The 20855-nt window shown below is 60.3% G+C and carries 22 protein-coding genes and 1 tRNA gene; 7 read left to right on the top strand and 16 right to left on the bottom strand.

Going from position 1 to position 20855, the window contains the following annotated elements; genetic code table 11:
• Positions 1-113 precede the first annotated feature (113 nt).
• Complete coding sequence (gene gabD / locus ACM1ZW_RS09785) at positions 114-1556, bottom strand: NADP-dependent succinate-semialdehyde dehydrogenase (protein WP_017335862.1); 1443 nt, start codon at positions 1554-1556, stop codon at positions 114-116.
• A 349-nt stretch (positions 1557-1905) separates the two neighbouring features.
• On the opposite strand from gabD, the gene ACM1ZW_RS09780 reads away from it, so the two are divergent.
• The 4 genes from ACM1ZW_RS09780 (at position 1906) to ACM1ZW_RS09765 (ending at position 4059) form a co-directional block, all read left to right on the top strand.
• A tRNA-Arg gene (locus ACM1ZW_RS09780) sits at positions 1906-1982 on the top strand.
• A gap of 176 nt (positions 1983-2158) precedes the next feature.
• Entirely contained in the window at positions 2159-3442 is a 1284-nt protein-coding gene (locus ACM1ZW_RS09775; protein ID WP_416740461.1) for an S-type pyocin domain-containing protein, read from the top strand.
• 14 nt (positions 3443-3456) lie between these two features.
• Positions 3457-3696: a pyocin S6 family toxin immunity protein gene (locus ACM1ZW_RS09770; protein WP_416740460.1), complete on the top strand. Its 240-nt coding sequence runs from the start codon at positions 3457-3459 to the stop codon at positions 3694-3696.
• A 132-nt stretch (positions 3697-3828) separates the two neighbouring features.
• A complete protein-coding gene (locus ACM1ZW_RS09765; protein ID WP_416740459.1) occupies positions 3829-4059 on the top strand; it encodes a hypothetical protein in 231 nt (76 codons plus the stop codon).
• Positions 4060-4299: 240 nt separating this feature from the next.
• Here ACM1ZW_RS09765 and ACM1ZW_RS09760 read toward each other — a convergent pair whose 3' ends face one another.
• The 6 genes from ACM1ZW_RS09760 to ACM1ZW_RS09735 form a co-directional block, all read right to left on the bottom strand.
• Positions 4300-4614, bottom strand: a complete 315-nt coding sequence (locus ACM1ZW_RS09760) for a DUF6124 family protein (protein WP_416740458.1) — start codon at positions 4612-4614, stop codon at positions 4300-4302.
• Positions 4615-5121: 507 nt separating this feature from the next.
• Positions 5122-5388, bottom strand: coding sequence for a hypothetical protein (locus tag ACM1ZW_RS09755; protein WP_414879228.1), 267 nt, complete (start codon positions 5386-5388; stop codon positions 5122-5124).
• 20 nt (positions 5389-5408) lie between these two features.
• Entirely contained in the window at positions 5409-6011 is a 603-nt protein-coding gene (locus tag ACM1ZW_RS09750; protein WP_416740457.1) for a hypothetical protein, read from the bottom strand.
• On the bottom strand, positions 6008-6574 hold the full coding sequence (locus ACM1ZW_RS09745; RefSeq protein ID WP_414883353.1) for an RNA polymerase sigma factor: 567 nt from the start codon (positions 6572-6574) through the stop codon (positions 6008-6010). Before ACM1ZW_RS09745 ends, ACM1ZW_RS09750 begins: the two co-directional genes overlap by 4 nt.
• A 1-nt stretch (position 6575) precedes the next feature.
• On the bottom strand, positions 6576-8267 hold the full coding sequence (locus ACM1ZW_RS09740; protein WP_416740456.1) for a vWA domain-containing protein: 1692 nt from the start codon (positions 8265-8267) through the stop codon (positions 6576-6578).
• A gap of 87 nt (positions 8268-8354) precedes the next feature.
• The gene (locus ACM1ZW_RS09735; protein WP_414879203.1) at positions 8355-8915 is read right to left on the bottom strand and encodes a YbhB/YbcL family Raf kinase inhibitor-like protein; all 561 of its coding nucleotides are present in this window, start codon (positions 8913-8915) and stop codon (positions 8355-8357) included.
• A gap of 139 nt (positions 8916-9054) precedes the next feature.
• Between ACM1ZW_RS09735 and ACM1ZW_RS09730 the strand changes: the two genes are divergently transcribed.
• The gene (locus ACM1ZW_RS09730) at positions 9055-10578 is read left to right on the top strand and encodes an FAD-dependent oxidoreductase (protein ID WP_416740455.1); all 1524 of its coding nucleotides are present in this window, start codon (positions 9055-9057) and stop codon (positions 10576-10578) included.
• Between the two features lie 95 nt (positions 10579-10673).
• On the opposite strand, the gene ACM1ZW_RS09725 is transcribed toward ACM1ZW_RS09730, so the two are convergent.
• The 9 genes from ACM1ZW_RS09725 to ACM1ZW_RS09685 form a co-directional block, all read right to left on the bottom strand.
• Positions 10674-12179 (bottom strand): YdgA family protein, encoded by a 1506-nt coding sequence (locus tag ACM1ZW_RS09725; RefSeq protein WP_017335851.1) that lies wholly within the window; start codon positions 12177-12179, stop codon positions 10674-10676.
• A 282-nt stretch (positions 12180-12461) separates the two neighbouring features.
• Positions 12462-13097: a hypothetical protein gene (locus ACM1ZW_RS09720; protein WP_017335850.1), complete on the bottom strand. Its 636-nt coding sequence runs from the start codon at positions 13095-13097 to the stop codon at positions 12462-12464.
• An 82-nt stretch (positions 13098-13179) separates the two neighbouring features.
• Positions 13180-14628, bottom strand: a complete 1449-nt coding sequence (locus ACM1ZW_RS09715; RefSeq protein ID WP_416740454.1) for an efflux transporter outer membrane subunit — start codon at positions 14626-14628, stop codon at positions 13180-13182.
• On the bottom strand, positions 14625-15512 hold the full coding sequence (locus tag ACM1ZW_RS09710) for an efflux RND transporter periplasmic adaptor subunit (protein WP_414879205.1): 888 nt from the start codon (positions 15510-15512) through the stop codon (positions 14625-14627). The genes ACM1ZW_RS09715 and ACM1ZW_RS09710 overlap by 4 nt, the downstream gene beginning before the upstream one ends.
• The gene (locus tag ACM1ZW_RS09705) at positions 15509-15718 is read right to left on the bottom strand and encodes a DUF1656 domain-containing protein (RefSeq protein WP_008034684.1); all 210 of its coding nucleotides are present in this window, start codon (positions 15716-15718) and stop codon (positions 15509-15511) included. The genes ACM1ZW_RS09710 and ACM1ZW_RS09705 overlap by 4 nt, the downstream gene beginning before the upstream one ends.
• Entirely contained in the window at positions 15715-17787 is a 2073-nt protein-coding gene (locus tag ACM1ZW_RS09700) for an FUSC family protein (protein WP_416740453.1), read from the bottom strand. Before ACM1ZW_RS09700 ends, ACM1ZW_RS09705 begins: the two co-directional genes overlap by 4 nt.
• Positions 17784-18212 carry a MarR family winged helix-turn-helix transcriptional regulator gene (locus ACM1ZW_RS09695; protein ID WP_416740452.1) on the bottom strand — a complete coding sequence of 143 codons (429 nt, stop codon included), beginning with the start codon at positions 18210-18212 and terminating at the stop codon, positions 17784-17786. The genes ACM1ZW_RS09700 and ACM1ZW_RS09695 overlap by 4 nt, the downstream gene beginning before the upstream one ends.
• A 203-nt stretch (positions 18213-18415) precedes the next feature.
• On the bottom strand, positions 18416-18661 hold the full coding sequence (locus ACM1ZW_RS09690) for a DUF2789 domain-containing protein (protein ID WP_017335845.1): 246 nt from the start codon (positions 18659-18661) through the stop codon (positions 18416-18418).
• 137 nt (positions 18662-18798) lie between these two features.
• On the bottom strand, positions 18799-19260 hold the full coding sequence (locus ACM1ZW_RS09685) for an aminoacyl-tRNA deacylase (RefSeq protein WP_017335844.1): 462 nt from the start codon (positions 19258-19260) through the stop codon (positions 18799-18801).
• Between the two features lie 262 nt (positions 19261-19522).
• On the opposite strand from ACM1ZW_RS09685, the gene ACM1ZW_RS09680 reads away from it, so the two are divergent.
• Positions 19523-20053: an NfeD family protein gene (locus ACM1ZW_RS09680; protein ID WP_017335843.1), complete on the top strand. Its 531-nt coding sequence runs from the start codon at positions 19523-19525 to the stop codon at positions 20051-20053.
• 2 nt (positions 20054-20055) lie between these two features.
• Positions 20056-20814 carry a slipin family protein gene (locus tag ACM1ZW_RS09675; RefSeq protein WP_414879208.1) on the top strand — a complete coding sequence of 253 codons (759 nt, stop codon included), beginning with the start codon at positions 20056-20058 and terminating at the stop codon, positions 20812-20814.
• Positions 20815-20855: the final 41 nt, after the last annotated feature.

Here is a 20855-nt window from a genome sequence, read left to right as displayed (position 1 = left end):
GCCACAACGTTCCCGGCCACAGAGAAAATCCCGTTTGAAACACGCAAAGGAACAGCGCTCTCGTGCCCTTTGCGTTTGAAGCAATGCCTTGCCGTGGCCTGTCTGTTACGAGCTTAGATGCCCAGGCAGAGGTATTTGATTTCCAGGTAATCTTCGATGCCGTACTTGGAGCCTTCACGGCCCAGGCCCGACGCCTTGATGCCGCCGAACGGCGCGACTTCGTTGGAGATCAACCCGGTGTTGACGCCGACCATACCGTATTCCAGGGCTTCCGCCACACGGAACACACGGCCCAGGTCGCGAGCGTAGAAGTACGAAGCCAGACCGAACTCGGTATCGTTCGACATCGCGATCACTTCGGCTTCGTCTTTGAAGCGGAACAGCGGCGCCAATGGACCGAAGGTTTCTTCCTTGGCCACGGCTGCGTTCTTCGGCACGTTGGTCAGGATGGTCGGCTCGAAGAAGTTGCCTTCCATGCTCTTGCCGCCGGACAGCACGGTTGCGCCTTTGGAAACGGCGTCAGCAATGTGCTCTTGAACCTTGGCCACGGCTTTCTCGTCGATCAGCGGACCGGTGGTGGTGCCTTCTTCCAGACCGTTGCCGATCTTGAGCTTGGACACGGCCACTTTCAGCTTCTCGGCGAACGCGTCGTAGACCGAATCCTGGATGTACAGACGGTTGGCGCAGACGCAGGTCTGACCGTTGTTGCGGTATTTGGAAATGATCGCGCCTTCGACGGCCTTATCCAGATCCGCATCGTCGAACACGATGAACGGCGCGTTGCCGCCCAGTTCCAGGGACACTTTCTTGATGTCCTTGGCGCATTCGGCCATCAGCTGACGACCGATTTCGGTCGAGCCAGTGAACGACAATTTACGCACGATCGGGTTGCTGGTCAGCTCGCTGCCGATGTCGCCGGCGCTACCGGAAACAACGCTGAACACGCCAGCAGGAATGCCGGCACGCTGGGCCAGTTCAGCCAGGGCGAATGCGGAAAACGGGGTTTGCGAAGCAGGCTTGAGCACCATGGTGCAACCGGCGGCCAGGGCCGGGCCGGCTTTACGGGTGATCATCGCGGCCGGGAAGTTCCACGGGGTGATTGCAGCGGTCACGCCGATTGGCTGCTTGATCACGATCAGGCGCTTGTCTGGCTGGTGGCCCGGAATCACGTCACCGTAGATGCGTTTGGCTTCTTCAGCGAACCACTCGATAAAGGAAGCGGCGTAAACGATTTCGCCCTTGGCTTCGGCCAATGGCTTGCCCTGTTCCATGGTCATCAGGCGAGCCAGGTCATCCTGGTTCTCGATGATCAGTTCGAACCAGCGACGCAGCTTGTTCGCACGGTCCTTGGCGGTCAGTGCACGCCAGGCCGGCAGCGCCTTGTCGGCGGCTTCGATCGCACGGCGGGTTTCGGCAGCGCCCATTTTCGGCACGGTGCCCAGAATTTCGCCCGTTGCCGGGTTGTTGACCTTGATCGTCTGACCATTGTCCGCATCGACCCAAGCGCCATCGATAAAGGCTTGCTGGCGGAACAACTGGGTGTCTTTAAGCTGCATGTCGGCTTTCCTTAACAGCACCGCGACAGGCGCGGAGCAAATTATGATTGTAGAAAGGCGCCTCAAAAGGCTGCCGTCAGGGAAATCATTCACCGGGCTGAAGCACATAAATAGCGCACGGAATGAACTCGTGCGGTTCAGCACCCAGACAAGAGCGTTTGAAATCTCAAACGAATCCTAGGATCAAAGGGGTTAAAGGACAATAGCCTGTTCGAAAAAAAGAACGAAAACGCCGCATTTGCCCATTTTTTCTGATCAACGTAGCAAACGCAGGTTACGCTTCGCAAAAGCGCTGTCGATTCAGCGGCATGGACGCCTGCAGTGCATATGAGTATCATGGCGCCCGCTTGCACCAGTAGCTCAGCTGGATAGAGTACTGCCCTCCGAAGGCAGGGGTCGTGGGTTCGAATCCCGCCTGGTGCACCATAGATAGAAACGAGAAAGCCTCAGGCCTTAGGGTCTGGGGCTTTTTTGTGGGTGTTGCAGTCAGGGGCGCTACTCCCCCTCCTCCGATTCAGACAAATCCCGCAAAACTGTTTTTTGCCCGGCGCGCTTCATGCTCGCCAGAATGCCTCCCCGAGGACTAAACCGAAGGGAACGCCATGCGTTTGATAAGGAATGTCGACAAGGGCCTCGAGCAGACCGAAAGCCCCGCCAATGCCGCCCGATTGGTTAAAGACGCGCTGGCCCGTGGTCGCCATTGCATTGGCGGACTCACTCATTTTGGGAGCCATTCCCCCATCAGCAGCGACAGCGAAATTATCGAGGCCGTCCGCAAGGGTGATTTGCTGTTGGTAAAGGAGCGCTTTGCCAGCTCAGGCAGTGGCTTCATGGTTAGATCAGCGCCAGCGCCTGAACCGGTCTATATCCCCCCAAAAGATCCATGGCCACAGGTCAAGCCTCGCGACGATCAGGTCTTTGCCAAATCCTGCATCCCCGGTAACTGGTGTCGCACCGACGCCGGCACCGCTCCGGAGCCCGCCTCGAACTTTGGCAAGATAATGGTCGCGGGCGCCATGCTTTTTCCGTCTGCCAGCACCGCCGTAGCGACGGCACTCGGTGCCGATCTGGCACTAGGCCGCATGGCCGGCGGCGGCATACTGCAGCAGCGTCTTAACTGGACGATTCGCGGTGCTGGCGGGCCTGCCAGTGTTTTCATACTCGGCATGCTCCCCACTCAGATGGGCGACGGCACCCTCCATTCCGATAATCAGTTGCGCAGCATGACCCACGCGCCCACCCGTGTGCGATTTCAGTTTCGTCGAGACACCGAGGGGGTATTTCAGGTCTACGGCATCCACACCACCGCATCCGGCGACGATACGGTACGCACGGTGCAAGCCACGTGGAATGCCGATAAAACTGCCTTGGAAGCCAAGCTCAATGGCATCACTATCTTGTGGACGCCCCAGCGCGGGCCACTGGGACAGATGCCCCCTCTGATCTACCCCGACAGCAGCGGCGAACAGCTTGGCACCATCCTTGTCCACCCGATTCCGGACAATACAGACAGTCAGCTCGAAGGCCTCCCCGGTGAGGACATCACCACTGACGACTGTATTCTGGTGTTTCCAGCGGACGCGGGGCTGAAGTCGCTGTACGTGGTGTTTGCTCGGCCTATTGGGGGCGACCACAACTATCACCCAGCCCCCAAAGGACTAACGGCTTTTCCAGATGCGGTGCTCAGCCCTTCCAAGAGCTCAGTCAAAGGTGGCGGGCAGAAACGCAAACGCTGGAAGGATCGCAAGGGACGCATTTATGAGTGGGACTACGAGAATGGCCGGGTTGAGTTGTACGACAAACAAGGAAAGCATCTGGGAGAGTTCAACCCTGACACAGGAGAGCGGACCAAGGGCGCCGAGCCAGGCAGAACAACTCCAAAGTAATTCAGGGGAAAATCATGCACCTATGCATCACAGGTTTTTTATCGGGCGACAGTGATGATACTTCGCTGAAATATGAACTAGACGTACTGTCGCAGTTTGAGCCAGCGGCACTAGAAGTGCTGGGGTGGCAAAGCCTTGCAGAAAGCCCGGACGGCGAATGGCTGCTTACAGGCGACCAATCTCAGCGGATTGCGACCGCGATTAATGAGCAGTTACCCAACGACCTGGATCTATTCATTGGGCTAGAAGCCTAGCTAACCAGTTGGGCCCCTAACAGCACGCCAGAACAGGTCGCCGCTGGAGGCGGTCAGGGCGCCCGGTCTGAGTCAGCTGAACGCCGAGACAGCCCGGACCACGCCAAAGTAATTTGAGAGGAGCCCGAAAAAATGCAATATGAAATTCTTGCGTTCGACAAGAAAACCGAGCAATTGGTTTTCAGCATTGAAATCCCTGCTGACCAATTTTCGACATTGGCAGAGCTGATGGCATGGCTTGAGCCGGAAGATGCCATTTATGAATACGAGCTATCACCAGAGCAGGTAAGTGGTCTTGAAAGCATGATTGGAAAGACCTTCGATAGTCCTGAGCTCATCTTTCAACTGTCCTGTTCCGCTTAATGTTTTAACTGCGGCAGACGCCAAGAATGGCGCCGAACACTTTGGTGAACCAATAGTCTGCGAGATCGTGTCGCTCTGCTCGTGGATCCAGCTTGGGCAGATACGGATCAATAAATAATTTGATCAAAATAACGCGGGCATTCAGGCAGCCCGCGTTATCGTTTAAGACCATCGTCGGAACACCGCCCAGAGCCGGCCCGCTCCCACAATTATCCAGTGCCCATTTTTTGTGGCCGGCGCCTAAGCGTCAGCGGTTTGGTTCTGCTGCCTGGTGAAGATCGCGGCCATCTCTGGCTCATCCAGGTGATCCAGCGCTCGTTCCACCAACAAATGCACGCCATCGGCCATGCGGCTGAGTGCCAGGGCTTTGGAGCGGCGTGAACCGTCCACACCGTCGGCAAGGTCGGCGGCGATGGCGCTGATTGACAGCAGGTCTTCCGAGGCGTTGGCGAGCAGGGTTTCGGTATTGATGTTGGGGCTGACGGTGAAGAGCGAGCCTTTGCGTTCAGGTTGCTGTGGTTCGGATGCTGGTGGGTCGGGGACTATTTTGGACATTTGACTAACTCCAGAAGTGGAGCCGTTCACACGTCGCTGCTAAACGATGGGTGGCGGCTGTGCGCGGGTTAGCAGACCGGGAAGTTAGCAAACCGGCGCGCCCGGGGGCGCCCCACGCACAGCCACCATAATGTGCAGGTTAATAACCTGACTGAAGAGGATGCTATGCACTTCACTAACCACGGCGGGCTGCTAAACCCGATCACTGAAAACCAGTGACGCGAGTCAAATTACAGACCGGTCCCAAAGCGCACAAGCCGGCGGATTCTGGCGTAGCCGTAGGTAATGGCGCAAGAGTTTGTAGCTTGCTAGAAGTAAACCAAAGCCCTTTTAAACAAGCCCAAAATCACTGGGATGTGGGGCTTTTTCTGTAGGAGCGAGCCGGCTCCGGGCGGTGTTCCGACGATGGGCGTTTACGATGACGCAAGCAGCCTGAATGCCCGCGTTGTCTGGAAGAACATCGCGAGCAAGCTCGCTCCTACGGGGAGATCATTTCACCAGAGAAGGTCACTCAGTCGTCCAATCAAACTCGTCGTACTCATCATCCTCGTCGTCCTCAATCTCTTCCTCATCAAGAACGTCTTCTTCAGGCGCTGCCTCTGCCTGCTTGGCCAGAAGAAACTCCTTACGACTCTCAGTCACTGCTCGCCGCAGTTCCTCGCCCTTTTCCGGGCAGTTGAGCATTTGGGCGATGCGGTCGATTTTTTTTGCCACGGCATCCTCCAACGCATCGGCTATAGGCCGATAGTGCGCGCTTTCGGGTGTTGATGCCAAATCGCGGAGCATCGCTCCCCTCAGTTTTTCTTCAATTCCTTGAGTCGTGCCGCGAGATTTTCCTGGGGAAAGCGCTTGTGCAATGTCGCCAACAATTCATCCGCCGCGAGTGTCTGACCGGCACTTTGTAGGCGCAGGACTTCAAGCAATTGCTCATCCAGGGTTTTCACCGGGGCGGCGGCGCGTTTGCTGACTTTTGCTTCATCGGCCACTTCGGCGTTGATCGATTCGCTCTGCGCAGGGGCGGCGAAACCGGCCATCGGTGCGGCTGGCGCTGGGGTCGCCAGCGAGCGCGCAACCGACGACGGTGCCTGTGCGGCCTCTTTTTTGGCGACCGGTGCGGACGCTTTGGGTGCGAAGTCGTAACTCGCGGGCTGTTCTGGAGTTCGCTGCACCAGCGCCAGCATCAGCGCGACACCGACAAGGCTGGCAAATGCGACCTGCCAACGGGGTTTCTGGCACGCCTGAACCCAGCGTTGCCACCGGTTCGGTTTCGGCGCAGGGACTTCACGCTGTGCGGCGGACAGGATAAAGGCATCAAGATGGGCCGGTGGTGCGCCGGTCGAATGCTCGCGGAAATGTTGAAGCACTTCGTCTTCCGGTGGTTTGCGGGCGTCAGTCATGTCAGTACCTCCTCGGCCAGCAGCCGACGCAGTTTTTGCTGGGCGTAGCGCAAGCGGCTTTTGACGGTCTCCAGCGGTGTTTCGGTGAGGGTGGCGATCTGCGGCAGGTCGAGATCGCCGTGGGCGCGCAGCAGGAATACTTCGCGCTGGTCGGTGGGCAAGGTGTGCAGGGCGACCTCGAGGCGCTGGGTATCGCGGCTCAGGCTCAGCAGTTGTTCGGGATCGGCGGTGTCATCGGCCAGGGCGTGGGTCTGTTCGTCATAGCTGTCGTGCAAGGGGTTGTGGATTCCGTGTTTGCGCCAGTGATCGATCAGGCGATTGCGGGCGATCTGGTAAAGCCATGTACGAAAATTCGCCCGACCTTGTGGCTGACTGGTGCTGCGGATCAGGCTTAGCCAGGTTTCCTGGTAAACCTCTTCGGCCAGTTCGGACTTGCCGCTGAGGCCGAGGAGGAATCGATAAAGGCCTTGCCGGTGACGGGCGTACAGAATCTCGAACGCAGGCCCGTCGCCCGAGCGATAGCGGGCCAGCAGTGATTCGTCGCTCGATTCGGGAGCAGACATGTCAGTTGTAGCCTCCTTTAAGCGGCTCACTGTTGGATGCTGTGGTGGTTCGCAGGCTCTGCGCAAGTTCCACCAGTTGAACGAACTCTGCGCGCAGACCGAATCGGTCTTCGCCTCGCGCCCCGCGAGCCAAGGCTTCGGTGTCCTTCAGGCTGAAATCACCGGTGTAACGGCCGTCCTTGAGCTGCTGGGAAAACGCTGCCACGGCCGCCGCAAATCGCAGGTCGTCACTGGCCTTGCCTTCCGTCCCCCCCGCAATCGGCCGCTCGATCAAGCGACTATTCCCACCTTCGGGCAACTGATAACGCACACGCAGCATCGCCAGTTCCCCGGCACTCCCCGAAACAACCGACTCGGACTTGCCATACCGCAACGGCTCCAACCAGCCCTTCTCGCCCTTCGGCACAATTTCGTACAACGCCGTGACCGTGTGCCCTGCGCCGATTTCACCGGCATCAACCTTGTCGTTGCTGAAATCCTCACGCTTCAGCGCGCGATTCTCATAGCCCAACAACCGGTACTCGCTGACCCGCGCCGGGTTGAACTCCACTTGCAGCTTCACGTTTTTCGCCACCACCGCGAGGGTCGAGCCGAGCTGATCCACCAGCACTTTGCGTGCCTCGCGCAGGTTGTCGATGTAGGCGTAGTTGCCGTCGCCGGCGTCGGCCAGTTGTTCCATCAGGTGTTCATTGTAGTTATCCACACCAAAACCCAGGGTGGTCAGGGAAACGCCAGTCTTGCGTTTGTCCACAGCCATTTGCTTGAGGCTGTCGAAGTCGCTGATGCCGACATTGAAATCGCCGTCGGTGGCCAGCAGGATGCGGTTGATGCCTTTGGGGATGAACGCTTGCTGCGCCATTTGATAGGCGAGCTCGATGCCCGACGCCCCGGCGGTGGAACCGCCCGCAGTCAATTGATCAATGGCTGTACGAATTTTCGCTTTTTCCCGTCCAGAAGTTGGCTCGAGCACCACACGCGAATCGCCGGCGTAAACCACCAGCGACACCCGATCCTGCTCGCGCAACTGATCGACCAGCAATTTCAGGGTGCTCTTGACCAGCGGCAAGCCCTCGCGCCGATCCATCGAACCGGACACGTCCACCAGAAACACCAGGTTCGCCGGGGCCAGTTCCGCCACCGCACGGTCCGACGCCTTGATGCCGATGCGCAGCAAGCGGGTGTGCGGGTTCCACGGGGACGGCGCCAGCTCAGTGGTCACGCCGAACGGCGATCCGTCGGTGGGCAAGGCGTAATCGTAGGGGAAGTAGTTGACCAGCTCCTCCAGCCGCACCGCGCCTTCGGGTGGCAGGCGACCTTGATTGAGCAGGCGGCGAACGTTGGCGTAGGCGCCCGTGTCGACGTCGGCGCTGAAGGTGGAGACCGGCGCTTCGGCGACGCTGTGAATCGGGTTATCCGCCAGCGCTTGATAGTGCTCACGCTGCTCATCCTGATAACCCGGCGGCGAAGATTCAGGCGCAAACCCCGCCATGGGGGCCGGACGCAGGCTGCGTTTGGTCATGGTCGCATCGGCCATGACCGCCTCATTGCGCACCAACATACTTTGCGCCGGAGGCGAAACCGGAACCGCAGCGGATTCAGGCTTGGACGAAACACCGCAACCGGCAACGGCCAGCAGCAACCCGGCGGTGAAACCCTGGGCGGCCGGGCGGAGGACATGCAGAGGGAGGGACATGGGGGCTGACCTCAGGAGGAAATTGATCCATTCATCCTCTGAGACGGACAGCCCGGTCAGTTCGGGTTAAACCCGCTGTAAAAATCTTCAGCGGTGATAACGCCGCACCACGCTGCTGTTTTTCAGCACATGGCCTTTGATTTTTTCCAGCAATTGCGCGCGGGTCAGGCCAGCGGGCAAGGCGTCCGGCGCAAGGTCGAGCGCGTAGAGCTGGATGATGTAGTGGTGGGAGCTGTCGCCGACCGGCGGGCAAGGGCCGATGTAGCCGGTGGTGCCTTTGCTGTTGCTGCCACTCACGCCTTCGAGGGCGGATTTGGCGCCGACACCGGGTGCAATCTGACGGGTCGAGGGTTTGATGCCGTAGTGAATCCAGTGATCGACACCCAGGCCTTTCTGACCGTCCGGGTCGTGCATGACGATGGCGTAGCTCAGCGTGCCCGTCGGGGGCGCAGTCCAGCTCAGGGCCGGGGACTGGTTCTTGCCGCCGCACCCGGGCGCATCGCTGGCCGCCGCCGAGGTGAACAGGCGATTGTCCGAAACGCCGGGAATGCTGACGGTGAAGCGTTCCTGGGCCTGCGCCGGAAACTGCACGCAAAGTGCGACGGCAACGGCCGCCAGCCAAGGGTTCAGAGAGGTCAATCGGGTCATACCGGAGCACCTTGTGCGGGTGGGGCCGTGGTCGGCGTGCAAACTATAGCCAAACCGTTCGTGCGGTGGCAGTGGGAATTGGCTGAACCACGGGATAGGCGCCAGACTCTTAAGTGAAACGCCTGCCTGGAGAACGATCATGGCACTGCACCGCGTTGCCCGTTTTGCCGATGTTCCCGATAACCGAGGCCTGGAAGTCCGGATTGGGGACACCAAAATCGTCTTGCTGCGCAGTGGCGATGAATTGCGCGCCTATCAGGGCGAATGCCCCCACGCCGGGGCGCCGCTGGCCGAAGGGGCGCTGTGCCATGGGCGCCTGATTTGCCCATGGCACAAGGCAGCGTACCGGATCGAGGACGGCGCGTTGTGTGAACCACCGTCGCTGGACAGCCTCAAGCGCTATCCCCTGGAAGTGCGCGATGATGAAGTCTGGGTCGACGAAAACCCGCTTCCGGATGCTCACACCCCACCCGCCGATGATGAACGTACGTTTGTGATTATCGGCGCCGGCGCCGCAGGCACGGCGGGTGCAGCGGCGTTGCGCGAAAAGGGTTTCGGTGGCCGCGTGCTGCTGATCGACCGCGAACCCGAGGCCGGTTACGACCGTACCGTGTTGAGTAAATTCGTGATCGCCGGGGAGATGCCGCCAGAGGAAGTCCCGCCGCTGCGTGATGAAAACTTTTATCGCGAGCAGCGCATTGATCGCATAAACGGTGAAGTGGCGAGCCTGGATGCCAAGGCCCGAACCGTGCAGCTCAAGGATGGCCAGACATTGACCTATGACGCTGCGCTGATCGCCACGGGCGGCACACCCAAATCTCTGGATTTACCGGGCGCCGCCCTGCCGCAGGTGTTTTTGCTGCGCTCGAAAGACCAGGCACAAAAAATTCTGGCCGCGGCCCAGCCAGGCCAACGGGCCGTGATTATCGGTGACAGCTTTATCGCGATGGAGTCCGCGTCGGCGCTACGCGAATACGGCCTGGACGTCACGGTTCTGGCCCGTCACGAGGTGCCCTTCGCCAAACAGTTCGGCGCAACGGTCGGCAAAGCCATTCTTGCCCGCCATGTGGCCCACGGCGTGGTGTTTCACACCGACAGCGAAGCCGCGCAGATTGAGGGCACAGACAAGGTTGAAGCGGTGAAACTGAAAAACGGTCAGCGTTTGCCGGCGGATTTGGTATTGGTCGGTATTGGCGTCAGCCCGGCAACGGGACCGTTCAAGGATCTGCCCAAGGAAAAAGATCATTCCCTTAAGGTCGATGGCGGTATGCGCGTGGTCGAAGGGGTGTGGGCGGCCGGTGATATCGCGACCTTCCCGCTCAACGGCCAGCCGCAACGAATCGAGCATTGGCGCCTGGCACAACAGCACGCACGGATCGCGGCGGCAAATATGCTGGGCGGTGACGAGCATTACCTGGATGTGCCGTACTTCTGGACCTGGCACTTCGGCAAGAACTACGACTACCTCGGTCACGCCGAAACGTGGGACGAGGTCGAGTTCAAGGGCGATCCGTACCACCCACCGTTTATCGGCCTGTTCGGCAAGAACGGTGTGGTGACCGCCGCCATCGCCTGCGATGAAGAGCGGGCGATGGCGATGCTGGCCGAGCGGATGAAACAGCCGCTGCCTGTTGACGAGGCGTGGCGGCTGATTCGCGATTGATCTGAACATGTGCAGGCGCTGCCGCAGGCCGCGATCTGTTGCCTTTGAAGATCAAAAGATCGCAGCCTTCGGCAGCTCCTACAGGGTTTGTGGTTTTACTGGACGACGCCAGCACCACCGAGCTTGCTCATGACAAAGCCGACAAACTCTTCGACGGTCATTTTCTGGCCGTTGAATTCCACTTGTTTGTTGGCGTAGTGCAGCTTGGTGACGATGTTGGTGCCGTCCAGTTTGGCGAACTGCGTGCCGACCGCCATGGCGCCGAACATGTCGGCCGTGGCCGTGGCCTGATCAGCGATGACCTTGGCGTCGGTCTGACCGTCGATTTGCCCTTGGACGCTGAGCAAATCAACCAGCATCGGTTTGGACACTTGAATATTGACGTCCAGCAGGGCGATCAGCTGTTGGGTCAGTTGATCCGGCGGCAGGTCCATGGATTGTGGTTTGGTCAGGTCGAGCAGCAGGTTGGCGCGACTTTCACCGTTGGCGGTGGTGAACGACAGGTTCTCCAGGGCGACTTGAGGACCGGCCGCCAGCAGTTTCTCCAGACCGGTTTTGACCTGGGCTTCTTCGGCCGGGGTCAAGACCAGCTCGGGTGCCGGTTCGCCAGCCGCGGCCGCTTCGGCGGCGGCTTTTTCATAGGGCTGCAGTTTGGTCTGGTAAATCTGCATCAATGACATTGTCGCCGGGATGTCGAGGTTCTTCAGGCTCATGGCCATCTGCGCCGAACCCACCGATTTGCCGTTCAGGGACACTTCACCGATCTTGTAATCGGCACGCCCGGAAGCACTGGTGCCCGACTCCTCGGTCTGGTTCTTCATTTCGAATTTCTTGATGCCCAACACCGACTGCTGCGCGCCGAACGTGGTTTTGCTGTCGGTCAGCTCGAGGGTGTTCTCGCCGGTGTAGTAGCCATAGGTACTTTTCACCAGGTTGCTGGCCAGGGTCAGGCCGCTCAATTCGACTTTTACCGGTGTCTGGTCTTCAGCCACGGTGGTCAGTGTGAAGTTGTCCATGTAGCCGTTGGCTTTGACTTTCTGCGCCTGGGCGTTGGCCGAGACATCGAGGTTCAGGCCGGAGAATTTCAGGTGGGACTTGTCGTCCAGCGCGACATCCAGCGGCAGCAATTGGAGGGTGCCGTTGGTGGAGTTGTCATAGCCGATGTTGACCACGCCGGTGAGCGGCGATTTGTCCTTGGCGGCGGCGAACCACTTCTCGGTGATAGGCGTCTTTTCCAGTTCGTAGTGACTGGTGGCCAGGACCGGCAACAACTTCAGTGACATCAGACGCGAAAGCGGCAGCGGACCGTGTTCGATGTGATCGACAAAGAGCAATTCGACCGGTGCCTCGCCGAACATTTCGCCTTGGCCTTTGAGGCGGTAGTGCGCGGTGCTGCTGAACACGTGGCGCTCAAGCGACACCAGTTCCAGCGACGCGGTGCCATTGGAACCGACCAGCGCGGCTTGCAGTTCCTTGTTGGCGTCGGCGATCGAGGTGTTCAGTACCCCTTCGAGTTTGGTGCCGGTGAACCAGGCACCGCCGGCGCTGATTGCACCGATGGCCACGACAATTCCAAGAAGCACGCCTGCTGATTTATTCATGAATGACCCGTTCAATGTCCGTTGTCTGAGGTGTGGTCGTCTTCCCTGAGCCCTTGACGGGCTATGGTCACGACTGCGTTTAAAGCGCGATGGAGATTAGCATCAGGCACACCGCGTGGCCCAATGTTTAAAGGTTAAAGAGTGTCTATGGACTGTGCGAAGGGGTTGAGAGTTTCGGCGGCATGAAATCGCCATCGCGGGCAAGCCCGCTCCCACAGGAATTGCAGTGAACCCTGTGGGAGCGAGCCTGCTCGCGATGGCGTCCGATAAGGCGACATCAATTCAGGAATACTGCACTTCCATCTCATCCAGCTGATGATCAAAACTTTTCAGCCGTGCGGTCCACGTATAAACCAGCACCTCGAAATCCCGATTGATCACCGTCCCGCCCGTCACGTCCGCGCGCGGGTCGCAGAAGTCCAGCTGATAGCGTTCGCGGGCCATGGCGGCGGCAACGTCGGAGAGCTCTCGGGCGTTGTTCAGCCAGTGCCAGTCGTCTTCGGCGATTTGCTTGTCCAGCTCAAGACATTGCTTCTTCAGCGTTTCGAGGCTTTTTTCCAGCGGCGTGCCGGTGAGTTCGCCCATGACTTCCTGGAACGTGCGCCCCGGTTGCCAGTAACTGCCCCAGAAATACCGGTCGAATACCGTTTCGACCCGACGCAAAGCGACCTTGGTGTCCCAGATCAGCACCAGCGTCTTGCCTTGTTCCAGTTGTCTTTTTTTGATGCGCTGGCCCTGGAGCGAAGCCCAGGCCACCACCACGATGGCCATCACGGCGATCAGCGCAGCTGCGCTGTCGAGGAACACCAGCGCCTTGTCGATCTGGTGAGCCAGCATGACGCCGTAGAAATAGGTGGCCGACAGCAACACCAATGCCGCAATAGCGCACCAGAAGCCGGGAGCATAAGGGTTTTTCATTATTAGAGTCCCCATGACCAACGCGAGCCTTGATTGATGAGTTCGACGCACGATCTCATCAAGTCAAAGCATAGCAACGGCCTCAGGGTTTGCTGGTGTTCGTCGCTTGCGTTCGTCCGCTTTCCCAGCCACCGCCCAGCGCCAGGAACAAATCGATCTGGCTCATGGCAACTTGCGTGTTGGCGGAAGCCAGTTGCGCCCGCACATCGGTGTAGGTTCGGGTCGCTTGCAGGTCTGCCAGGAACGATTCACGACCCGCCTGGAAGAAGCGGTGCGTCTGATCCGCCGCCAGTTGCGCGGACTGCTCGGCATCCGCCAGGGCATCGCGGCGTTGCAGCAGCGCGGAGTATTGGGCCAGACCGGTCTGGGTCTCACGAATGGCGTTGAGCACCACGCCATCGAAGTGCGCCAGCGCGCCTTGGGTCGCCGCTTCGGCCTCGCGGACTCGCGCCCGGGAGCCATTGGACGGCACGGTCCAGGTCAGCAACGGGCCGAAACCCCAGCGGTTGGTCGCCGGTTTGCCGAGATTCTCCAGAATACCGACCGTGCCGACGGTAGCGCCGATGCTGATGTCCGGGTACAACTCGCCGGTGGCAACGCCGATACCTGCGGTCGCCGCGGCCAGTCGGCGCTCGGCCTGACGCACATCGGGGCGGCGTTTGAGCAACGTGGCGCCGTCACCGACCGGCAACAATTGCGCGATTTTCGGCAATTCGGCGCACGTGGCGGTGCCGGCGGGCAATTGGTCGACCGGTTTGGCCAGCAACATCGACAAACGGAACAAGCCCGCCTGACGCGCCGCTTCATAACGCGGCATGTCGGCACGCAGGGATTTGAATTGGGTTTGCGAGCGGGTGACCTGGGTTTCATCGCCACGCCCGGCATCGCGCAAACGCTGGATCAGCGTGGTGCCCTGGGCTTGCAGGTCGAGGGAATGCTGGGCGATTTCCCGTTCTTCGTTGGCCGCGCACACTTGGGTGTACGCCCGGACAACGTCGGCCACCAAGGTGATTCGCGCCGTATCCGCCGCCGCTTGCGTCGCATCGGCATTGGCCTTGGCCGCCTCGATCCCGCGCTGCAAGGTGCCGAACAGGTCGAATTGGTACGAGGTGGTAAGGCCGATGTCGCCGACATTGGCCACCGGCACTTTTTCCGGCAGCAGGAAGGCTTCGCCGGACTCCTGCAAGCGCTGGGCGCCGAGCTTCACGCCGCCACTCCAGCCACCTGCGGCCTGGGCTTCGTCGACCTGAGCGCGGGCGCGGGAAAGGTTCGCGGCGGCCACGCGCAAATCGGTGTTGGACGCCATGGCCTGCTGCACCAACTGGTCCAGACGCGGGTCCTGATACAGGCGCCACCAATCGCCGGGCACCGGCGCCGAGACGACATTTTTGCCGTTCACCGCCAGGTTGCCCTGCAGGTCTTCACGGTGTACCGCGGCTTCGTCAGGCAGGTGATAATCCGGCCCGACCACCTGACACGCCGACAGCAAAAAACCTAATCCGGCAACCGCCAAACCCGAGGCCCTGCTCATTTGCCCGGCTCCCGCTGCTGGTCATCAATGATCGACACCGTCGCGGTGCGCCCGGCAATCATGCGGAAATCTGCCGGCACCTCGTCGAAAGCGATCCGCACCGGAATCCGCTGCGCGAGTCGCACCCAGCTGAACGCAGGATTGACGTTAGGCAACAGGTTGCTGCCGCTGCTGCGGTCGCGGTCTTCGATGCCAGCGACGATGCTTTCCACGTGGCCGCGCAGGCGAGCGCGGTCGCCGATCACCCGGATATCGACCGACTGACCGACATGGATGCCATCCAGTTTGGTTTCTTCGAAATAGCCGTCGATATGGAACGAATTGCTGTCCACCACCGACAACACCGGGCGCCCGGCAGTGACGAATTCCTGTGCACGCGGCGCCCGGTCGTTGACGTAGCCATCGACCGGGCTGCGGATGGTCGAGCGGTCGAGGTTGAGCTGGGCACTGTCTACCGCCACCTGCGCTTCCATCAATGCCACTTCGGCGCGGGCCACCCGCGATTGGCTCTCTTCCAGCTGCTCGCCCGGCACCAGGTTGCCGAGGCCGCGGTTACGCTTGGCTTCTCGCTGCGCTTGCGCCAGGGTTTCCTGACGGTCGGCGACCGCCGCCTTGGCTTGGCGCAGTGCGAGCTTGAAACGGTCCTGATCGATACTGAACAGCACCTGGCCGCGTTTCACCAATTGGTTGTCGCGCACCTCGACGTGCTGGATCAGGCCGGACACGTCCGGGGCGATCTGCACGATGTCGGCGCGGATATGCCCGTCGCGGGTCCACGGGGCGAACATGTAATACATCACCATGCGCCAGACCACGACGACGGCGAAGGTCACGATCAACAGGGTCAGGACCACACGGCCGAGGGTCAAAAAAGGTTTTTTCATGTCATCAGGTATCGACTGAGTGAGTCCACGGCGCCGAGCAGCAAAGCGTAGAGAGCCACGTTGAACAATGCCCGGTGCCAGACCAGACGGTAAAAGTGCAGGCGCGTCAGCAACCCGTGCACCAGCAGGTAAATCACATACGTAATGCCCATCAGCACCAGCAGCGTGGGCAGGAACACCCCGCTGATATCCAGGTCACCGATCATAAAGGCGCTCCATCGATGCCATGGGGAAGCGGTTCTTCGAGGTCACCAGTGCCGAGGAACTCGACACCGGGCAGCAACGCCAGACGCAAGCCGCTCAAGGCGTGCAGCAGGTGCAGGCGGGCGCCGTCATCGCACTCGCGGTTGAGGGCGCGGCGCGTGCGGTCCATGGTCATCAACAACGCACCGGGCGCCGGCAACCGCTCGCCAGCCTTGAGGCAGGCTTTGAAATACTCGCCGACTTCGGCCACCACTTGATGCAGCAGCACCTGCGGCACGCCGAGCACACGCGGTGTGTAGGCGAGCAGGTCGAGCAGGTTCAGCGCCACGCGCACTTCCCGCAGCGCGATGCCAGTGTCCTGGCCGGTCATGGCCAGTCGCGGCAAATGCTGCATCAGGCGATCGAGGATCTGCACACCCAACTGCCGATGTTCGGCCAGCGAGGCGGGTTCGGTGAGGCTGACAATGTCGCGCCAGCTGAAACGGGTCAGGCGCTTGGCCGCCAGTTCCGCGCCAAACGGCCGCGCAATCAGGGTCCAGACAAAGGCGAACAGCAAGCCGACCGGGCCCGCCAGGTTGGAGTTGGCGAAGCTGAGGAAATCCGCGTCGTAAGCACCCTGGATACTGATGAAGGATGAGGTGTTGACCAGTGTCAGCAGCATGCCCAGGTAAAACTGCGGCTTGACCGTCAGGGTGCCGATGCAGATGAACGGCACGGCGAACGCCAGCACCAGCATCGGAAAATCATGCAGGTTGGGCAGCACCAGAAACAGGTAAAGACTGGCGAACAGCACCGACATCGCGGTCCAGAAGAAGAACCGGTAAATCTGCGGCGCCGGGTCGTCCATCGAGGCGAAGAAACTGCACGCTACCGCCGCCAGAATCACCGCGCTGCCGCCGTCGGTCCAGCCGAGCAGAATCCACAGCACCGAGGCGACGATGATCGCGGTGACCGTGGACGCCGCCGAGTAGAGCATCAGCCCACGGTCGAGAAATGGCGACAGCCGACCGAGGCGCCAGTGCCGATACACCGCGCGCCAGCTGTCCTGGCTTTCGCACTGAATCGCGTACTGCAGGCTGCGGCAGTCTTGCCACAAATCGATCCATTCGCCGAGACGATACAAGGCGTTGGAGAACAGCAGTTGCTTGCGATCATCCAGCGCTTCGGCGGACGGTTGCAGCGCTTCGAGTTGATCTTTCAACGCTTGCCAGCGGTTGAGGTCGGCGTCTTTGTGGCCAAGCCATGCCGTGGTGGCGGCCAGCAACGGCGAGAATTTGTCCACCAGCTCCGGCGTGCGCCGCTCGAGGGCGTAGAGCGCATCGTCGAGGGCGTCGATCACCGGCAACAAATGAATCATTCGCCCGCGCAGTTCCTTGGTGTTGCGCACGGTTTGCGGGCGCGTGCCCTCGTGGGGCAACTGGCCGATCATCAATTCCAGGGTGTTGAAGGTTGCGACCATTGATGCGCGCAACGCGCTGACTTCATCGGGCTGCACGTTGCGGCTAAGGAAGCGCAGGCTGTAGGTCGAGGCATCGGCGAACCATTTGCTCACCGAATCGTTGAACACCGGCGCCAGCCGCCGTGGCCAGAACATCGCACCGACCACCGCCGCGACGGCGATGCCGAGGAAAATCTCCTCAGTCCGCGCCTCGGCCACGTCCCACACCGCCAGCGGGTTATCGACCACGGGCAAGGCGATCAACGGCAGCGTGTAACCGGCGAGCATCAACGCGTAGCTGTTGGCGGTGCGCAGGTGCAGCGACAGGAACAGCAGAATCCCGGTCCACAGCGCGATGACCAGCACCAGCACATAGGGGCTCTGAACAAACATCGGCACAAAAAAAACCGCCGCCGCCGCGCCCAGAAACGTACCGACCGCGCGATACAGCGCCTTGGAGCTGGTCGGGCCGACGAAGGGGCTGGAAACGATATACACCGTGGCCATCGCCCAGTACGGACGCGGCATTTGCATGAGCATGGCGATGTACAACGCGATCATCGACGCCGCGAAGGTGCGCACGCCGTAGAACCAGTCCCGGGCCGGGGGAACGCCGGTAAAAAATCCGCTCAAGGGTTCACCACCGATGGAGCGTTGGCGGCTTCGAACGCTTTCAATACCCGCAACGCCGCTTCCAGATCACTCGGGGCGATCCCTTCCAGCACTTCATTGCGCAAGCGCACCAGCTCGATTTCAACCGCCTGGACCAGCTCGCGGCCGGTGACGGTCAGGCTCAGGCATTTGGCGCGACGATCATGCGCGTCTTCGGTTCGACGAACGTAGCCGGCATGACACAGCTGATCGAGCAGACGTACCAGGGACGGGCTCTCCATCCCGGCCGCCTGTGCCACCGTCACCTGCCGCACACCCTCGCCCAGACGCCCGATCATCAACAACGGAACGGCGCAGGCTTCGGAGATTCCATAGTTGACCAAGGTGGTCTGGCAGATCTTCCGCCAGTGCCGGGCGGCCACCACCATGGAACTGCTGATGCTCATCTGAAGAACGTCGAGATTTTTTGACACGGGCGAATAGACACACTGTTAGTTTGCTAACTATCAATATGGCATTTGGGGGGAAAGTTGGTCAAGTTTTGAAACAATTTGGCGGTCAAGACACCGTAAAAATCAGCAGGGATCGCTAAACCTCCTGCCTGCCCACCCCTCATCGCATCCTGGAAAAGCCAGTTTTTCGATGTTTTTTACCCCCCTCGCCCCTTCCTCAGCAGCACATTCAACTGATCCACCACCTCCGCCCAATCCGCGTCATCGAGAATCTCGTCGCGCAAAAACTGCGCTTGGCTCTTGGTCCAGAAAAAGGCGTCCGCCAGGTGCAATTCCGGCTTGAGTGGTGAGTGGGTAGCGATGAATTTATCGATGCTTTCGGCGTCATCCGGGAGGCCGAGCTGTTTGAACAGTGAGGGGAGGCTGTGGGTTGGGGATTCCATGTCGGGCTCCTGGGAATGGCTGATGATTGGGTGACCGCCAAGCGGTCAATCGCGAGCAGGCTCGCTCCCACAGGGACACGCGGTCAACTGTGGGAGCGAGCCTGCTCGCGATGGCGGCGTCACTGACGACACATGACTCAATAACTCAACTCCCGCACTTCGGCATGCGGCACCATTTTCAGAAACTCCGGCATGTTCATGTGCAGCAGGTTGATGTGGTTGCCGGCTTCCAGATAAATGTCTTTCTGCCGGGTCAGCAGTGGGTCAATGACCACATCCAGCCCATAGGCCTCGCCGAGGGCTGGCACCGCGCCACGTTCGCAATCATCGAACAGGTGCGGCAGGTTGCTTTCCCGGGAGACCTGCCATTCGCCACTACTGCGTACTTTGCTCAGGTCCAGGTGACGGCTGGCGGGGAGTACGGCCATCAGGTAATGGCCGTGGTGATCGTCGAGGATCACCGACTTGGCCATCCGTTCGGCTGGAATGCCCGAGACCCGCGCGGTCTCCAGGCTGCTGGCCGAGTGTGGGTGGGTGACAATGTCATATTCGCATTGAGCCTTTTCCAGGCTTCTCTGCACGGTTCTTGCCATACGCATGATGCACCTCGGTGTCCGCGAACAGTCTGTGACGGACGATGGGTTAACACGTTGCTCTGTACTGAAAGTCTAGGCCTGCCGACGCATTCCGGCGGGAAATCTGCCCACTGGAACATCGTCGACAACTGATCAAAATTCGTACAACCAACGGCTCGACTAGACTGTATTTAGCGATGGGCGTTAACGGGAACGCGGACTCAATGGATGGGCGAGGCGCTCTCAGGTTCATCGCGAGCAGGCTCGCTCCTACAAGGAGGGTCAAGTGAACACGCGTAGCTGTGCAGTGGCGTTGCTGTTGGCCTTGAGCGGATCGGCGTTCGCGGCGGACACCCTCGTGCTGATCCCCAACCCCATCGGGATCTGGCTGATTGTGTTGGGCATCGCCTTTCTGATCGCCGAAGCGGCCTTGCCCAATTATGGCGTGATCGGGTTGGGCGGGATTGTGATGTTCGTCATCGGCGCGGTGATCCTGAGCAACACCGAAGTACCTGTCCCGTTGATGATCGGCCTGGGCCTGATCAGCGCGTTGTTGCTGATATTCCTGGTGATCCGCGCCCTCAAAACCCGACCGCGCCAAACCGTCAGTGGCGATGCCGGGCTCGTGGGCAGCGTGGCGCCGATCATGTCGTTACAACCCGGCAATGCCTGCAACGGCTGGGTGCACCTGCAAGGAGAACAGTGGCAAGTCCTCAGCGCCACGCCACTGGAAACAGGGCAGCGGGTCCGGGTGGTGGCGCGCAAGGGATTACTGCTGCAAGTGGCCGCGGCTGACGCGGCGCCGGGTGGAGAATAGCCATGGGCCTGCAACTGGGTTTTGCCGCGCTGCTGCTGTTGGTCATTGCGCTGGCGGGATCGACCTTTCGCATCCTGCGCGAATACGAGCGCGGGGTGGTGTTCCAGCTCGGCCGTTTCTGGCAAGTCAAAGGTCCCGGCCTGATCCTGCTGATTCCCGTGGTGCAGCAAATGGTTCGCGTCGATTTGCGTACCGTGGTGCTCGATGTGCCGCCGCAAGACGTGATCACCCGCGACAACGTCTCGGTCAAGGTCAACGCGGTGCTGTACTTCCGCGTGCTCGATCCGCAGAAGGCAATTATCCAGGTCGAAGATTTCCTCATGGCCACCAGTCAGCTGGCCCAGACCACCTTGCGCGCGGTGCTCGGCAAACACGAACTCGATGAGCTGCTGGCCGAGCGCGAACGGCTGAACATCGATATCCAGCAAGTGCTCGATGCCCAGACCGACGCCTGGGGCATCAAGGTCGCCAACGTCGAGATCAAGCACGTGGACCTCAACGAATCGATGGTCCGCGCCATCGCCAAACAGGCTGAAGCCGAGCGGGAGCGCCGGGCCAAGGTCATCCACGCCGAAGGTGAACTGCAGGCTTCGGAAAAGCTCATGCAGGCCGCCGAAATGCTCGGCCGCCAGCCGGGCGCCATGCAACTGCGCTACATGCAGACCCTGAGTTCGATTGCAGGGGACAAGAGTTCGACCATCGTCTTTCCACTGCCGATCGAATTGCTCAAGGGCATGGCAGATCTATCGCAAAAGCCTTGAGGCAGTGAAGACTGTGGCGAGGGAGCTTGCTCCCGTTGGAC

Origin of the sequence: Pseudomonas sp. NFX71, assembly GCF_048079215.1 — a bacterium.
Lineage (GTDB): Bacteria > Pseudomonadota > Gammaproteobacteria > Pseudomonadales > Pseudomonadaceae > Aquipseudomonas > Aquipseudomonas fluorescens_B.
This window is presented reverse-complemented; position numbering and strand designations above follow the sequence as displayed.

What these genes read in the sequence shown, in the direction of transcription:
- ACM1ZW_RS09725 (WP_017335851.1), bottom strand. Translation starts at nt 12,179, where the DNA reads ATGAATAAATCAGCAGGCGTGCTTCTTGGAATTGTCGTGGCCATCGGT.
- ACM1ZW_RS09730 (WP_416740455.1), top strand. Translation starts at nt 9,055, where the DNA reads ATGGCACTGCACCGCGTTGCCCGTTTTGCCGATGTTCCCGATAACCGA.
- ACM1ZW_RS09775 (WP_416740461.1), top strand. Translation starts at nt 2,159, where the DNA reads ATGCGTTTGATAAGGAATGTCGACAAGGGCCTCGAGCAGACCGAAAGC.
- ACM1ZW_RS09765 (WP_416740459.1), top strand. Translation starts at nt 3,829, where the DNA reads ATGCAATATGAAATTCTTGCGTTCGACAAGAAAACCGAGCAATTGGTT.
- ACM1ZW_RS09750 (WP_416740457.1), bottom strand. Translation starts at nt 6,011, where the DNA reads ATGACTGACGCCCGCAAACCACCGGAAGACGAAGTGCTTCAACATTTC.
- ACM1ZW_RS09760 (WP_416740458.1), bottom strand. Translation starts at nt 4,614, where the DNA reads ATGTCCAAAATAGTCCCCGACCCACCAGCATCCGAACCACAGCAACCT.
- ACM1ZW_RS09675 (WP_414879208.1), top strand. Translation starts at nt 20,056, where the DNA reads ATGGGCCTGCAACTGGGTTTTGCCGCGCTGCTGCTGTTGGTCATTGCG.
- ACM1ZW_RS09735 (WP_414879203.1), bottom strand. Translation starts at nt 8,915, where the DNA reads ATGACCCGATTGACCTCTCTGAACCCTTGGCTGGCGGCCGTTGCCGTC.
- ACM1ZW_RS09690 (WP_017335845.1), bottom strand. Translation starts at nt 18,661, where the DNA reads ATGGAATCCCCAACCCACAGCCTCCCCTCACTGTTCAAACAGCTCGGC.
- ACM1ZW_RS09720 (WP_017335850.1), bottom strand. Translation starts at nt 13,097, where the DNA reads ATGAAAAACCCTTATGCTCCCGGCTTCTGGTGCGCTATTGCGGCATTG.
- ACM1ZW_RS09705 (WP_008034684.1), bottom strand. Translation starts at nt 15,718, where the DNA reads ATGATCGGTGACCTGGATATCAGCGGGGTGTTCCTGCCCACGCTGCTG.
- ACM1ZW_RS09745 (WP_414883353.1), bottom strand. Translation starts at nt 6,574, where the DNA reads ATGTCTGCTCCCGAATCGAGCGACGAATCACTGCTGGCCCGCTATCGC.
- ACM1ZW_RS09685 (WP_017335844.1), bottom strand. Translation starts at nt 19,260, where the DNA reads ATGCGTATGGCAAGAACCGTGCAGAGAAGCCTGGAAAAGGCTCAATGC.
- ACM1ZW_RS09770 (WP_416740460.1), top strand. Translation starts at nt 3,457, where the DNA reads ATGCACCTATGCATCACAGGTTTTTTATCGGGCGACAGTGATGATACT.
- ACM1ZW_RS09740 (WP_416740456.1), bottom strand. Translation starts at nt 8,267, where the DNA reads ATGTCCCTCCCTCTGCATGTCCTCCGCCCGGCCGCCCAGGGTTTCACC.
- gabD (WP_017335862.1), bottom strand. Translation starts at nt 1,556, where the DNA reads ATGCAGCTTAAAGACACCCAGTTGTTCCGCCAGCAAGCCTTTATCGAT.
- ACM1ZW_RS09710 (WP_414879205.1), bottom strand. Translation starts at nt 15,512, where the DNA reads ATGAAAAAACCTTTTTTGACCCTCGGCCGTGTGGTCCTGACCCTGTTG.
- ACM1ZW_RS09715 (WP_416740454.1), bottom strand. Translation starts at nt 14,628, where the DNA reads ATGAGCAGGGCCTCGGGTTTGGCGGTTGCCGGATTAGGTTTTTTGCTG.
- ACM1ZW_RS09695 (WP_416740452.1), bottom strand. Translation starts at nt 18,212, where the DNA reads ATGAGCATCAGCAGTTCCATGGTGGTGGCCGCCCGGCACTGGCGGAAG.